11 protein-coding genes are annotated in these 13,904 nt (G+C 37.9%); 6 read left to right on the top strand and 5 right to left on the bottom strand.

Going from position 1 to position 13,904, the window contains the following annotated elements:
• Positions 1 to 2,007: a putative porin gene (locus tag AW17_RS07210; protein ID WP_029275453.1), complete on the top strand. Its 2,007-nt coding sequence runs from the start codon at positions 1 to 3 to the stop codon at positions 2,005 to 2,007.
• A 68-nt stretch (positions 2,008 to 2,075) separates the two neighbouring features.
• Here AW17_RS07210 and AW17_RS07205 read toward each other — a convergent pair whose 3' ends face one another.
• A complete protein-coding gene (locus tag AW17_RS07205) occupies positions 2,076 to 2,816 on the bottom strand; it encodes a porin family protein (protein WP_029275452.1) in 741 nt (246 codons plus the stop codon).
• A 283-nt stretch (positions 2,817 to 3,099) separates the two neighbouring features.
• Positions 3,100 to 4,281: an asparagine synthetase B gene (locus tag AW17_RS07200; protein WP_083488645.1), complete on the bottom strand. Its 1,182-nt coding sequence runs from the start codon at positions 4,279 to 4,281 to the stop codon at positions 3,100 to 3,102.
• A 233-nt stretch (positions 4,282 to 4,514) separates the two neighbouring features.
• On the opposite strand from AW17_RS07200, the gene AW17_RS07195 reads away from it, so the two are divergent.
• Together AW17_RS07195 and AW17_RS07190 are read left to right on the top strand one after the other, a co-directional pair.
• Complete coding sequence (locus tag AW17_RS07195) at positions 4,515 to 4,976, top strand: peptidylprolyl isomerase (RefSeq protein ID WP_029275450.1); 462 nt, start codon at positions 4,515 to 4,517, stop codon at positions 4,974 to 4,976.
• A 72-nt stretch (positions 4,977 to 5,048) separates the two neighbouring features.
• Positions 5,049 to 5,591 (top strand): DUF5606 family protein, encoded by a 543-nt coding sequence (locus AW17_RS07190; RefSeq protein ID WP_029275449.1) that lies wholly within the window; start codon positions 5,049 to 5,051, stop codon positions 5,589 to 5,591.
• A gap of 61 nt (positions 5,592 to 5,652) precedes the next feature.
• Here the strand turns inward: AW17_RS07190 and AW17_RS25100 are convergent, their stop codons facing one another.
• Together AW17_RS25100 and rlmH are read right to left on the bottom strand one after the other, a co-directional pair.
• A complete protein-coding gene (locus AW17_RS25100) occupies positions 5,653 to 5,781 on the bottom strand; it encodes a hypothetical protein (RefSeq protein WP_256449212.1) in 129 nt (42 codons plus the stop codon).
• Positions 5,782 to 5,843: 62 nt separating this feature from the next.
• A complete protein-coding gene (rlmH, locus tag AW17_RS07185) occupies positions 5,844 to 6,317 on the bottom strand; it encodes a 23S rRNA (pseudouridine(1915)-N(3))-methyltransferase RlmH (protein ID WP_029275448.1) in 474 nt (157 codons plus the stop codon).
• A gap of 113 nt (positions 6,318 to 6,430) precedes the next feature.
• Here rlmH and AW17_RS07180 point away from each other — a divergent pair, with 113 nt between their 5' ends.
• The gene (locus tag AW17_RS07180; RefSeq protein WP_029275447.1) at positions 6,431 to 8,245 is read left to right on the top strand and encodes a MutS-related protein; all 1,815 of its coding nucleotides are present in this window, start codon (positions 6,431 to 6,433) and stop codon (positions 8,243 to 8,245) included.
• A gap of 290 nt (positions 8,246 to 8,535) precedes the next feature.
• Here AW17_RS07180 and AW17_RS07175 read toward each other — a convergent pair whose 3' ends face one another.
• Entirely contained in the window at positions 8,536 to 9,420 is an 885-nt protein-coding gene (locus AW17_RS07175) for an AraC family transcriptional regulator (protein WP_029275446.1), read from the bottom strand.
• Positions 9,421 to 9,640: 220 nt separating this feature from the next.
• Between AW17_RS07175 and AW17_RS07170 the strand changes: the two genes are divergently transcribed.
• Together AW17_RS07170 and AW17_RS07165 are read left to right on the top strand one after the other, a co-directional pair.
• The gene (locus AW17_RS07170) at positions 9,641 to 12,379 is read left to right on the top strand and encodes a DUF1553 domain-containing protein (RefSeq protein ID WP_029275445.1); all 2,739 of its coding nucleotides are present in this window, start codon (positions 9,641 to 9,643) and stop codon (positions 12,377 to 12,379) included.
• 11 nt (positions 12,380 to 12,390) lie between these two features.
• Positions 12,391 to 13,902, top strand: coding sequence for a DUF1501 domain-containing protein (locus tag AW17_RS07165; RefSeq protein WP_029275444.1), 1,512 nt, complete (start codon positions 12,391 to 12,393; stop codon positions 13,900 to 13,902).
• Positions 13,903 to 13,904 lie beyond the last annotated feature (2 nt).

Here is a 13,904-nt window from a genome sequence, read left to right as displayed (position 1 = left end):
ATGCATAAAGTCGTTAAAATCTGTTTTTTTCTCTTACTGCTGTTAGGCATTAACAAAACCTTTGCACAAGATTTAAAAACAAGTGTTGGTACCAACAAAGAATTGGATTCTGTTCGGAAGAAACTAGACTCGGGGAAGGATTCTGTCGTTTTTACCGCAAAATATATCAGGTTTACCAAGCTGTCGTTAACTAAAGATAGTATTGTACTGCTGCCTTTAGATACCTCAACTACGAATATCCAGAATTACAGCCCGCTTTTACAGCCCTTGCACCCAACCATAAACAATGGTAATATGGGCTTGGCAGCAAGGCCATTATTATACGAGCCTAGTAAAAGGATTGGCTTTGACGCAGGATTTCATTCGCTTGATTATTACGCTTTAACGCCTGAAGATATTATTTACTATCAGGCCAGAACCCCTTTTACCAGCTTGTATTTTGTTAGTGCCGGACAAAAAGAGCAGCTTTTTAGAGCCATCCACACACAGAATATTAAAAAAAACTGGAACGTCGGCGTTAATTTTAACCGTGGCGATTCCAGAGGCTTTTACGCCAGACAACGTGGCGATAATTTGAACGTTGCCGTATTTTCATGGTATCAATCGCCAAGCAAACGTTACAATATGTGGGCATCGGCAATTTTTAATACCATGCGTGCCTACGAGAATGGCTCTACCGTAGCTACAGGTTTATTCGACCCTGATTATGCCAAAATTGCAAGAGAGGCAGAACCGGTAAATTTATCAGACTCAAGAAATTTGTACCGTAAAAACACCGTTTTCTTAAAGCAAACTTATTATGTAGGAAGGATAGATACCTCTGCAAATGTTAACAATGCTGTTTTACCAACCAACAAGGTTTCGTATACGTTTGAGTATAATAACGACAGTTTCGATTTCTACAAAAATGGAACGGATGTTAATCATGTACTGCCTCCTGGAATTGCGAGCACAATATTTACGAATGATTCGACCCATGTAAAACATATCAAAAATGAATTTATTTATAGTTTCTTTTTAAGACCAAAAAATAGTTCGGTTATAAAAAATGAACTGAAGGTTGATGCGGGGATTAAACACGATTATTATAAACACGAATATCTTGGTATAAAACAAGATGCAACCAATTACGAGCGCAGTAGGTTTGCTTATCAAAACATTACCATTTTAGGTGCAGCGGGCTATCGGTTCTCTAATAATATCGATTTCAATTTAGATGTACAGCAAATTTTGCAAGGTGAAAATGCAGGCGATTACTTATATGAAGCAAAAAGTAAAATCCTTTTAGGTAAAACCATAGGAAGGATCGAGTTGGGTGCTTATGTACAAAACCAATCGCCAGCGGCTATTTTTAATTACTATCATGGCAACCATTACCAATGGACAAACAGCGATTTTAAGAACACTAAAATTGCCAATTTATCATTTAACTATATCAATGATAAGTATGGTTTTACTGCCGGAGCCAAATATTTTTTAACCAGTAGCTACGTTTATTTTGCCGCCGACCATACCAATGGTACAACTGCCATTTTACCAAAACAGGCTACTGCCGATATTAGCTTAATCAGGTTGGATGTATCAAAGAAATCGAGGTTTGGTAAGTTTGTGATGGAAAATTATATCGCTTATCAAAAAACAGATAAAAATGCAGTGTTAAGAACACCTGAACTTTATACTTATAACAGTATTTATTTTGATAATACTTTTTTTAAAGTATTAAAGGCTAACGTGGGATTTGATGTGAGGTACAATTCTGAATATGCAAACTACTTATATTCACCTGCAACAGCGCAGTTTTATATTGATGAGCGCAATCCAACCAACCTGGTATCAAAACCAGTAATTGATGTCTTTTTTAAAGCAAATTTAAAAAGGGCCAATATTTTTGTTAAATATGATTTTGTGAATCAGGGTTTATTCCAACCGGGTTATTACACGGTTAATAGATACCCCATGCAAGATGCCCTATTAAAATTTGGCGTGAGCTGGAACTTTTACGACTAAATAATAAAGCATAAAAAAACCTTCCTGATTTTACATCGGGAAGGTTTTTTGTTTTTAAGGCTTTGCGATTAGAAAGAATAACCAACTGAGAAACCTAACACACGGTTAGTTAATTTATTGCTATTAGCCTGTCTGTCTTTCGGAGTCAAATCTGTTAAACCTAAACCATAGTTAGCACCTACTAAAAATCCTGAATTTGTGCGGTATGCTAAACCAAAGTTTGCACCAAATTCGGTACTGTTATAATTTTTATCGCTGGCACTACCAAACGATAAGTCTCTATCATTAGAAGTCGTAACGGTAGCACTGGTATTGTTGGAGTTGTTCACTGTTGTAACCGTGTTTTCTCCTTTGTCTTTACCTGAGATGTTAAAACCGATATACGGACCAGCACTGATCTGAACTGCGCCGGCATCACCAGTAGGAATTCTTAAAACCGCATTTACGGGTACTTCAATAGCCATTAAATTGGTTTTAATCGAAGATGTAGTGGTAACAGTACTGTTCGCACCCGTTGTAGTATTTACAGATTCGAATTTATTACCCTTGTTCTGTAATGATACGCCTGGTTGAATGAAGAAATTATTTCCTACACCAAAATCACCAAATGCGGTCACATTAAAGCCAACATTGTTTTTTGCATTATCATTAAAATTATTGGCTGCGGCATCATCGCCCCCGGCATGAAACTTAGAAAGGTTAACGCCAGCTTTTATTCCGAAGCGAGCAGTTTCACTAGTCATTTTTGTTTGTGCAAATGCACCTGTTGCTAATAATAAAACTGATGCACTTAATAGTAACTTTTTCATAATATTTTTCTTTTAGAAGAATCTTGTTTAAAATTTCAGGCTTAAACCTGTTGTTAATTACAAGCCTCAATTCCAAAAGCTGTGCCAAAGTATCAAGTCTGTTACAGTTTGTTTGGTAACCTGCTGGTTTACAGGGGATTTTTTGATCGGTTTGAGTATAATTACGATAGCAATTAGTTATGCCGATAGATGTGATTTACTGTCTACATAATAGGAATATCCAGTATAATTACTTGTTTTTTAACCCTAAAAGAAAAGATGCCAAAAGGCGATTACGCTAAAATTATGTTTTTTGTGGTTTCTTTTTCGCGGCCGGAAAAAGAACATTATTTAAGATCAAACGATAGCCAGGTGAATTAGGATGTAGATTTAAATCTGTTGGAGGATCGCCGACAGCATGCTGATAATCTTCCGGATCGTGCCCGCCATAAAAAGTAAACTGACCTTTGCCAATTTCTCCATGTAAATACCTTACCTCTGCAGCACCTTTATTTTCACCCAAAACAGTTACACTTGTTTTAACTAAACTCTTTCTGAAAGCTGTGGTTTGCCCCATAAAACCTTTAATCACCTTATCATGATCTTGGGTAAGCATGGTTGGAACAAGATCCCATTTGGCCGAAAAATCGAATAAAGTAAAGTAATCGTTGGTTTGGTTCAGTGTCCGGGTTTGAGTAGCGTCGATATCCGAAAATTCATAGTTCATTGGGTTGTTATCTAACTTGAAATTCTGGAAGGCTAAGGTTTTATTAAAATCCAGTTTACTTTGTGCATTTGGATCTGCAGCATCACCATCAAACATTTGGGCGCAAATATCTACCCCATCAGCAGCAAGGGCAATGTCGAAACTATCGGTGCCTGAGCACATCGCAAACAAAAAGCCTCCACCAGCACAGTATTCTTTAATGTGTTTGGCAACGGCTAATTTCATTTCAGAAACCTTTTTATAACCCATGCGCTTAGCTAAGGTTTCCTGGTTTTTAACATCTTCCTGGTACCAGGTTGCGTGCTTGAAATTGGCCCAGAAACGGCCGTACTGTCCGGTAAAATCTTCATGGTGCAAGTGTAGCCAATCGTATTTGCTTAATTTATCCTGTAAAATATCATCATCATAAATTACATCGTACGGGATTTCGGCGTAGGTTAAAACGAGTGTAACGGCATCGTCCCAGGGTAATTTGCTTTTTGGAGAGTAAACCGCAATTTTTGGTGTTTTCTCCAGCTTAACCATCTCCATATTCACCGCAGGGTCGCTGATTTCGTTTAAAAGGTTGGTTACCTTTCCATCGGCCATTACTTCGTAAGATACGCCACGGATTTTAAGCTCGTCTTCAACTGTTTTATTGTATTTAATTAAAAAACTTCCGCCGCGATAGTTTAAAAGCCAATCAACCTCTAGTTGTTTGCTGATTGTCCAATAGGCAATACCATATGCTTTAAGGTGGTTCTTTTGGTCTTCATCCATGTAAATTAACAAAGAAGAAGCCCTTAGCCCCAGAGAGCAAAGCAGGCAAATGAGCAGGATATAATATTTCTTTGTCAAATCGGTATGCTTAAAACACTAAAATACCGCATTTAAACTGTATAGAAAAATTTAATGATGTTATAAGTTATACAATTTTGTTATTTTTGCCCTCTACTAAAAAAATACGATTGTTTTTTTGGTGAATACAATTTAAAATTAGTACCGATATTGATATGAGTAAAGCAATAATAAAAACAGAAAAAGGCGAAATGACTGTAGAATTCTACGATAATGATGCGCCGAAAGCCGTTGCAAACTTTAAAAAATTAGCTAAAGAAGGCTTTTATGATGGTGTAACTTTTCACCGTGTAATTCCTAACTTTATGGTTCAGGGCGGATGCCCAAATTCAAAAGACCCGGCTAAAGCACATTTAGCAGGTACTGGTGGCCCAGGTTACAAAATTGATTGCGAACTGGACGGAGAAAATCAATATCACGATCGTGGGGTTTTATCTATGGCTCACGCTGGCCGCAACACTGGTGGTTCACAGTTTTTTATCTGCCACAGCAGAACAAATACCGCTCACTTAGACCGTAACCATACTTGTTTTGGCAAAGTAGTTGAGAATGTAGACCTTGTAGATGATATTCGCCAAGGTGATAAAATTTTAAACATAGAAGTTTTAGAAGATTAAGAACGCGATGCGTTTGGCGGTGAGCGTATTACAACGCTAAACGCCAAACACTAACCGCTAAACACACATAATATGAATTTAAGAGGAATTGTTGCCGTATCTGGCAGACCGGGTTTATTTAAACTGGTTGGACAAAATAAAGTAGGTTACATTTTAGAAGGCTTAGATGCTCAAAAAACTAAAGTTGTTGCCAACATCACCAACACAAAATTAGCTTCGTTAGAAGATATTACCGTGTATGGCGAAGATGAGGAAATTAAATTGGCAGATATTTTTGCTAAAATTTCAGCAAAAGGATCTACTCCGGATTTGAAAGGTGATTTACGCGCTTATTTCCTTGAAGTAGCACCAGGCCACGATCAGGAGAAAGTTTATGCTTCTGATATGAAGAAAATTATCACTTGGTATAACTTATTAAAAGACCTGCCATTGTTTACTGAAGAAACTCCGGAAACTCCGGGTACACCAGCAGAGGTTAAGTTATCAGAAGAAAAAGCAGCTTCAGATAAAAAACAAAAAACTACAGGATCTAAGGCATCAGCAAGTGCTAAAGCAACTACTAAAACTTCAGCACCAGCTAAAAAAGCAAGTATGACCAGTAAAAAAGGCGTTTAAGCTTTATTTACCCAAATTATAGCGAACACCAGGCAATTTGTCTGGTGTTTTTTTGTGGGGTTTAATCGAAGAAATAATAAAGCAAAGCTATAATAACCAATGATGCAATAATGCTGATCCATAGGTATTTATTGTTGCCGTTCTGATTGCTTTTATATCTGTATTCCCGTTTATATTTATCTAATAGCATAATTTCTTTTATTTAATGATGATTTTTATTCGCCTTTTCCATATCATTTACATTGTCCATCTCTAAGCGTGATGATAAGGTTCTCCTTTTAAAATGCTAAATCCCCGGTAAAGCTGCTCTACAAAAAATAATCTGATCATTTGATGAGAAAAGGTCATGTCAGACAGCGAAATTAACCCGTTTGCCCTTTTGTAAATGGTTTCATCAAATCCATAAGGCCCGCCAATAATAAAAATTAAATGCTGTATACTACCAACCATCTGTTTATTTAAGTAGTTTGAAAATTCTACGGATGAATATTTTTTTCCTTTTTCATCCAATAAAATAACAACATCGCCATTGTTAATTTGTTTATGCAGCAACTCTGCTTCTTTTGCCTTTTGCTGGGCCTCGCTTAGGTTTTTAACATTCTTTACATCTGGCAAAGCCACAAAACTAAAATTAATATAGTGTTTTAAACGGTTGATGTATTTATCAATTCCTTCAATTAGATATTTATCTTCTGTTTTGCCAATGGCGATCAGTGTAATCTTCATTTAATATTTTGCCTATCTTTAGAATTTCGAGATTCAAACTTAGAGAAAATTGTAACAAAAAAGACAATCTATCGATCTTATACCTTCGAAAATATATACACGGAAGCGATATCATGTTAAAACAACAAGCAGAAATAATAGCCGATTACGACCAAAAAATTAAGCAGGTTACTGCTGATATAGCAGAGACCAAAAAAATAATCGATCAACTTTCCTTCATCCGGATAGGCCTGTTCCTGGCCGAAATTTTATTTTTTGTTCTACTGTTACGTTCTGCAGATGATGATTTACGTACATTAATTCAACTTGCATTATTGGTGCCCATTATTGCCTTTGCCTTTATTGTACGTAGGCAAAGTAAGCTAGACCGCGAAATCGATTTTAAAAAGCAACTCTTGTGGGTTTATCAGAATGAATGGAATGTTTTAAACGGAACAGCGAATGGTTACGATCATGGTAAGGCTTTCGAATCTGAACTGCATCCCTATACCTCCGATCTTGATATTTTTGGAAGCGCATCTCTGTTTGCACTGATCAACCGTTGTAGTACCAAAAGCGGAAATAACCTCCTGGCTAAAAAATTCGCAGAAAAACCGACGAGGGATCAGATATTACTCCGCCAGGAAGCCATAAAAGAAATAACAGATAAGATAGCAGAAACTTATAGTTTCAGGGCTAATCTGCATGGTTACGACCCCGATAAAATAGAGCAGATTAAAATACAGCTTAAACACCAATTGGGTGCACAGTTGGAGTTTTTAAAGGGCAGTTTTTTGAGGTTTTATGTAAAGCTGGTGCCTTATATTTCTGTTGGTTTAATTTTAGCGGCACTTCTTATTAGCGCTGCTTTTTGGAAAATACTGGCACTTCTATTTGTAATACATACCGGGTGGAACGTTTTATTAGGCTCAAAAATTAATAAGGTTTTTTACACCTTTGGTGGAAGTTCGAATCTGTTAAATGGTTATGCCAGCGCTATTTTATGGACAGAGAATCAAAACTGGCAAAGTTCATACACCTTAAGTTTATTAGATTCAAAAATCCCGGTAAGCAAAGAAATTAAGGGCTTATCCAAAATTATCCAGAATTTTGATGCCAGGCTGAATATCCTGGTTGGTGGTATATTGAACGCACTTTTACTTTGGGATTTAAAATGCTGCATCAGTTTAGACATTTGGTATAAATCTTCATCAGAGGATGTGATTTCGGCCCTTGACCATTTAGGCGATTTTGAAGAGCTGATATCATTGGCCACAACAGCCTATAATCAGCCAGATTGGGTTTTTCCGGTGGTAACCGATCAATTTGCATTAGCCACCACCCATATTGGCCATCCGCTTATTAACGAGCAGGTCCGGGTGGATAACGATTTTCATTTAGAAGCCAAACCAACTGTAGATATTGTAACGGGCTCTAATATGGCCGGCAAAAGCACTTTTCTACGTACTTTGGGTATTAATATGATATTGGCTTATACTGGTTCACCGGTTTGTGCCAAAACCATGCAATTATCGGTTTTTTCGATCAATACTTATATGCGGATTAAAGATTCGCTGAACGAAAGTACCTCAACTTTTAAGGCAGAGTTAAACCGCCTGAAAATGATTTTAGATAATGTAGTTAAAGACAAAGATACTTTTGTATTGATTGATGAAATGCTGCGGGGTACAAACAGTAGGGATAAATATTTGGGCTCGAAGGTTTTTATACAAAAGCTGATTACCGAAAAAACTCCTGCACTTTTTGCTACACACGATTTACAACTGGCAGATCTGATTGTCGATCACCCCGAAACCGTCCGTAATTTCCATTTTGATATCCAGATCACCGAAGGTGAAATGAAATTTGATTATTTATTAAAACAAGGGCCTTGTAAAACCTTTAATGCAGCTATTTTATTGAAGGAAATTGGTTTAACCTTGGATTAATTTTTAATAAATTCCATAGTGTCGGATATTGCTATTTTCGTGGTGTCAGATGTTACCATCTGACACTGATGCTAAGTTTAAGGCTTTAAATCGCATGTATTTACTGCCAGTCAGATGGTAACAGGTAACATCTGACTGCACAGGTAATTATCGAACTCAGGTTTATAAATAAGTATCCTGGCAGATGTTACCATCTGCCAGGACTGAAATGATGAATATGATATGAGTGTTCAGGCGGATGGTAACATCCGACTGCACATCTAAGATTCGACTGCCCACAAAAAAGAACATCAATTAAACCTATTATCACGGTATTGTTTCGGCGAAATGCCCATGATACTTGAAAAGAGCCGGCTAAAATAATAAGGATCGTTAATGCCGACTTTTTGTGCAATTTCGTTAATCCGCAGGTTGGTGAACAGTAAATATTGTGTTGTTTTCTGAATTTTGAGCTGGTTAAAATAATCGATTGGTGAGGTTCCGGTTTTCTTTTTAAAAATGGCCGATAAATAGGAAGGTGAAAGGTAAACAGCCAGTGCCATTTCCTTTAAACTAAGCATCTTTTCAATATTTTTCCGCATAAAATCTATAACCTCTTCAACTTTATCCGGTTCCATAATTTTATCGTTAACGAGATGTTTATCGGTATAAACAACTTCAGCAATATATTGGTGAAAACATAAATTGGCATAAATTATATTTTCTCTACTAAAACCTCTTTCTAATCGGTTGTAAATAGTATCGAATAACATGTTCCGTTCTTCACTAAAACCCGCATAAGCCTTATAATTCTGTAACGAAGCAACCAATTGATCAGCACCAGTTCCTGAAAAATGGAACCAATAAATAGTCCATGGTAACGCTGGGTCAGCTTGGTAAGTATGTGCTGTTTCTTTCGGAATAATAATAAAATTACCCGCTTCAATATGATAATTAGTATCCTGAAATTCTACGTTTCCCTTTCCTTCTACGCAATAAATCAAAATATGCTGTTCTGAACCATTATTTCTTTTTATATAGTGATTCAATGCCTTACGGTAATAACCAATATCTGTAATAAATAAATTGTTTATGATTTCATTTTTAGTGCACTGTTTTATAAGTACATTCCTGGGAATGATAAAGGCTTTTTGAAAATCAAAACTATTTTTCTGTCCTACTTGGCGTTTCTCCATTGCTAATCTTAATAAAAAGTAAGATAATCCATTTTTTGAGCAAGTTAATACATTTTTGTGTTTTATTTTTTTATTGATATTTGGTTTAAAGGAAGCGAAATCTTATCGATTTAAGTCTAACAGTCGCCTCTGTTGTAATTTTTGATAAATGTTTAGCATAATTTAACTTAGTGTACAAGTTAAGAGGCCTAAAGATTAGCTTAAATTTATTCTAACCAAAATGTTATTGAAAAAGAAAATATTATTTGCAACAGGCTTTGTGCTGGTTGTGATTACCTTAATAGCCTTTTCGCTTTTCTCGTCGGAGAAACCGATCGATTTTAACACGCAGGTTAAGCCCATTTTAAATAAAAAATGTATCTCCTGTCACGGTGGGGTTAAACAACAAGGCGGTTTTAGCGTGTTGTTTAGGGAAGAGGCTTTGGCTAAAACCAAAAGCGGCAAACCGGCAATTATTCCAGGCAATCCGGAGGATAGTGAATTTATCAAACGCTTAAAATCAAACGATCCTGAAGAAAGGATGCCATATAAGCACCCCGCTTTAAATAATGATGAAATTGATATTTTGAGTGGCTGGATAAAACAAGGCGCAAAATGGGGCAACCATTGGGCTTATGTTAGTGTAAAGCCGACTGAATTGCCAGATGTGGATAATGATTGGATACGCAACGATCTGGATAAATTTATTTTTGCAAAGCTTGAGGAAAATAAACTTGAGCCATCTAAAACTGCTGATAAGGCTACCCTATTGAGAAGGGTAAGTTTAGATCTGATCGGTACTTACCCATCAGATAAACTGGCCAAATTTTATTTAAGCAGTAAAGACGAACAGGCAGCCTACAATGTGCTGGTTGATAGTTTGCTGGCTTCGCCTAAATTTGGCGAGCGCTGGGCATCGATGTGGCTGGATATAGCACGTTATGCTGATACTAAAGGCTACGAGAGTGATCCTAACCGAAATATCTGGAGTTATCGCGACTGGGTGATTAAAGCCTTTAACCGCGATATGCCATATGATCGATTTATTACCGATCAGATTGCCGGAGATTTATTTCCAAATCCAACCGATGCCCAATATATTGCTACGGCTTTTAGCAGAAATACGCCAACCAACGATGAGGGGGGGACCAATAATGAAGAATTTAGAACGGCGGCGGTTTTAGATCGTGTAAATGCCACGTGGGAAGGGTTAATGAGTACAACTTTCTCTTGTGTACAATGCCATAGCCACCCATACGATCCCTTTAAACATGATGAGTATTATAAATTCATGTCGTATTTTAATAATACAAGAGATGAAGACGTTTCTGCAGAATACCCATTACTTAAAGATTTTAATGATAGTCTTAAAAACGAGCTCAATCATTTAACCAGCTGGGTTAAAACTGTTGCGGGTAAAGAAAGAGCTGCCGAAGTTGATTTATTCTTAAAAACTGGTCAGCCGGCAATAAACTCTACAACGGCCGATGAATTGGTGAATTCAGTAATCGGTAATCATAACATTGCACTTTATTTTAAAAATAGCTCATCTGCAAGGTTAAAATCTGTAAACCTTGAAAATGTTGACCAATTGATTTTCCGCTACAACTGCAGTAAACCTGATGGTACAATGAGTTTACATTTAGGCTCACCAAACGGCCCTGTTGTAAAATCGTGGAAACTCGCCCAAACTAAAGATTATGAAAATGTAGAAGTAGATTTTGCAAAGCAAAGCGGGGTAAAGGATGTGTATTTAAAGTACACCAATCCTTCGGTAAAAAATCCTGACGAATTTATGGTGTACTTCGATTGGTTTTATTTTACCAAACAGTTTCCCGGAAAAGGCAAGCCTGAGTATGTGGCCAATAAAAAAAGATTTACTGATTTAATGAATGCAAAAGTGCCAACAACGCCGATTATGGTCGAAAATCCATTGAGCATGCAGCGCAAAAACTATGTGTTTGAGCGCGGTGCGTGGACTTCGAAAGGCAAAGAAGTTAAAGTTGGTGTACCTAATTCTTTGGCTTTTGCTATGCCTAAAAATGCACCTAATAACAGGATGGGTTTAGCCATGTGGCTTACCGATAAAAGAAACCCTCTTGTATCGAGAACAATGGTGAACCGATTATGGGAGCAGTTATACGGCGCCGGTTTGGTAGAAACTTTAGAAGATATGGGCACCCAGGGAATGGCGCCTACCCACCAGGAACTTTTAGATTTTATGGCTTATCAGTTTATGTACAAATACAACTGGAGCGTTAAAAAAATGTTGAAGGAACTGGTGATGATGGCTACTTACAGACAAGATAGTAAGGTAACCGAAGAGCTGAAAGAAAAAGATCTGTTTAATAAGTTTTACGCCAGGGGTTCGCGGATCAGGTTAAGTGCTGAGCAAATCAGAGATCAGAGTCTTGCCGTTTGCGGGGTATTAAGTAATAAAATGTACGGACCACCAGTAATGCCCTGGCAACCTGAAGGAATTTGGTTTTCGCCTTATAGTGGCGCTAAATGGGTGCTAAGTGGTGGGGAAGAACAATACCGCAGGGGAATTTATACCTATTGGAAAAGAACAGCCCCATATCCATCAGCTATTGCCTTTGATGGAGCATCGAGAGTGGTTTGTAGTCCGCGCCGTATACGAACCAATACCCCATTACAGGCCCTGGTAACCTTAAATGATAGTGTTTATATCGATTTGGCAAGAAAACTGGCGCTACGCATGGAAAAAGTAGGAGGAAGCACCAGCAGATCTAAAATTGCCAAGGGCTATGAATTGATCTTATATAAAACGATCCCTCAAAATAGGTTAAAAGTATTCGAAGACCTGTATGACAAGGCTTTTGGCGAGTTTAGAAAAAATTCGGCAAGTGTATCGGCATTTATGGGCGATAAACAAAAGAAATTTAAGCCAGAAGAAGCAGCAATGGTACTGGTAGCCAATGCAATGCTTAACCTGGATGAAGTGGTTACCAAAAATTGATTTGATCGGTTATGACAAGAGACGAATTAAACGCACATAGGTTAATTAAAGAAGCACATGAAGCAAATGCACGCCTGCACTCGCGACGCCATTTTTTAAAAGAAAGTGCGATGGGTTTGGGTGCTTTGGCAATGGGTTCGTTATTGGGTAGCTGCGGTAATCTTTTTTCGAGTCCACAAACAAAGATCGCTTACGATCCTGCACACCCGTTATTGCCTAAATCGCCACCACTTGTAGGTAAGGCCCGAAGTGTAATTTATTTGCACATGGCAGGTGCTCCATCTCAATTAGAATTGTTTGATTTTAAGCCAGAGCTCATGAAAATGGACGGCCAGGACTGCCCTCCATCATTACTCGCCGGGAAAAAATTTGCTTTTATAACCGGGGTACCTAAAATGTTGGGTCCACAGGCTAATTTTGCCAAATATGGCCAGTCAGGAGCCTTGGTGAGTGATAATTTACCGCACTTTTCTACCATGGTAGATGAGGTAAGCTTTTTGAAAGCTGTAAAAACAGATCAATTTAACCATGCTCCGGCGCAGCTCTTGGTGCATACAGGTTCACCGCGATTGGGCAGGCCAAGTATGGGAAGCTGGGTAACCTATGGTTTAGGATCAGAAAACCAGAATTTACCAGGATATGTAGTGCTTACCAGTGGGGGAAGTTTCCCGGATGCCGGAAAAAGCGTTTGGGGAAGTGGCTTTTTACCCTCTGTTTATCAAGGTGTACAATGCCGGAGTGAAGGAGATCCGGTACTGTTTATTAAAGATCCCGATGGAATGAACCGCGATTTGAGAAAAGCCTCTATCGATGCCATTAATAAAGCCAACGAGCAACAATATCAGGAGTATAACGATCCCGAGATTTTATCGCGGATAGCACAGTATGAAATGGCTTACCGCATGCAGATTTCGGCACCAGAGGTGATGAATATCAATGATGAACCTGCCTACATACACGAAATGTATGGTACGCAACCTGGTAAAGCTTGTTTTGCCAATAATGTACTACTTGCCCGTAAACTGGTAGAAAAAGGCGTACGTTATATTCAGTTATTCGATTGGGGCTGGGATGCACACGGAGATAGCCCAAACAATTCACTTAATATCGGACTGAAGAATAAATGCAGAACCATTGACAGGCCAATTACCGCTTTATTGCTCGATTTAAAACAACGCGGTTTATTAGAAGAAACCCTGGTAGTTTGGGGTGGCGAATTTGGGCGTACGCCAATGATGGAAAACAGAAATGGTATTCAAAATCCATTTAAAGGTAGAGATCACCATACAGAAGCATTTACCATATGGATGGCCGGCGGAGGTGTGAAAAAAGGATTTACACACGGCGAAACAGATGAAATTGGCTATAGTGCCGTAAGCGGAAAAGTTGATGCTTTTGATATTCAAGCCACTATTTTAAACCAGTTGGGCTTCGATCACGAACAATTTACCTATCCTTTCCAGGGACGACCGTTTAGGTTAACTGATGTAGCAGGTAAGGTCATATCAGAGATTGTAGCTTAAGT

Origin of the sequence: Pedobacter borealis DSM 19626 (assembly GCF_000708285.2) — a bacterium.
Classification (GTDB): domain Bacteria; phylum Bacteroidota; class Bacteroidia; order Sphingobacteriales; family Sphingobacteriaceae; genus Pedobacter; species Pedobacter borealis.
The sequence above is the reverse complement of the archived record's forward strand: the minus strand, read 5'-3'. Positions and strand labels throughout refer to the sequence as shown.

Coding starts and splice junctions, on each gene's coding strand:
- AW17_RS07210 (WP_029275453.1), top strand. CDS start 1: ATGCATAAAGTCGTTAAAATCTGTTTTTTTCTCTTACTGCTGTTAGGC.
- AW17_RS07175 (WP_029275446.1), bottom strand. CDS start 9,420: ATGGAGAAACGCCAAGTAGGACAGAAAAATAGTTTTGATTTTCAAAAA.
- AW17_RS25100 (WP_256449212.1), bottom strand. CDS start 5,781: ATGCTATTAGATAAATATAAACGGGAATACAGATATAAAAGCAATCAG.
- AW17_RS07170 (WP_029275445.1), top strand. CDS start 9,641: ATGTTATTGAAAAAGAAAATATTATTTGCAACAGGCTTTGTGCTGGTT.
- AW17_RS07205 (WP_029275452.1), bottom strand. CDS start 2,816: ATGAAAAAGTTACTATTAAGTGCATCAGTTTTATTATTAGCAACAGGT.
- AW17_RS07195 (WP_029275450.1), top strand. CDS start 4,515: ATGAGTAAAGCAATAATAAAAACAGAAAAAGGCGAAATGACTGTAGAA.
- AW17_RS07180 (WP_029275447.1), top strand. CDS start 6,431: ATGTTAAAACAACAAGCAGAAATAATAGCCGATTACGACCAAAAAATT.
- AW17_RS07165 (WP_029275444.1), top strand. CDS start 12,391: ATGACAAGAGACGAATTAAACGCACATAGGTTAATTAAAGAAGCACAT.
- rlmH (WP_029275448.1), bottom strand. CDS start 6,317: ATGAAGATTACACTGATCGCCATTGGCAAAACAGAAGATAAATATCTA.
- AW17_RS07200 (WP_083488645.1), bottom strand. CDS start 4,281: ATGGATGAAGACCAAAAGAACCACCTTAAAGCATATGGTATTGCCTAT.
- AW17_RS07190 (WP_029275449.1), top strand. CDS start 5,049: ATGAATTTAAGAGGAATTGTTGCCGTATCTGGCAGACCGGGTTTATTT.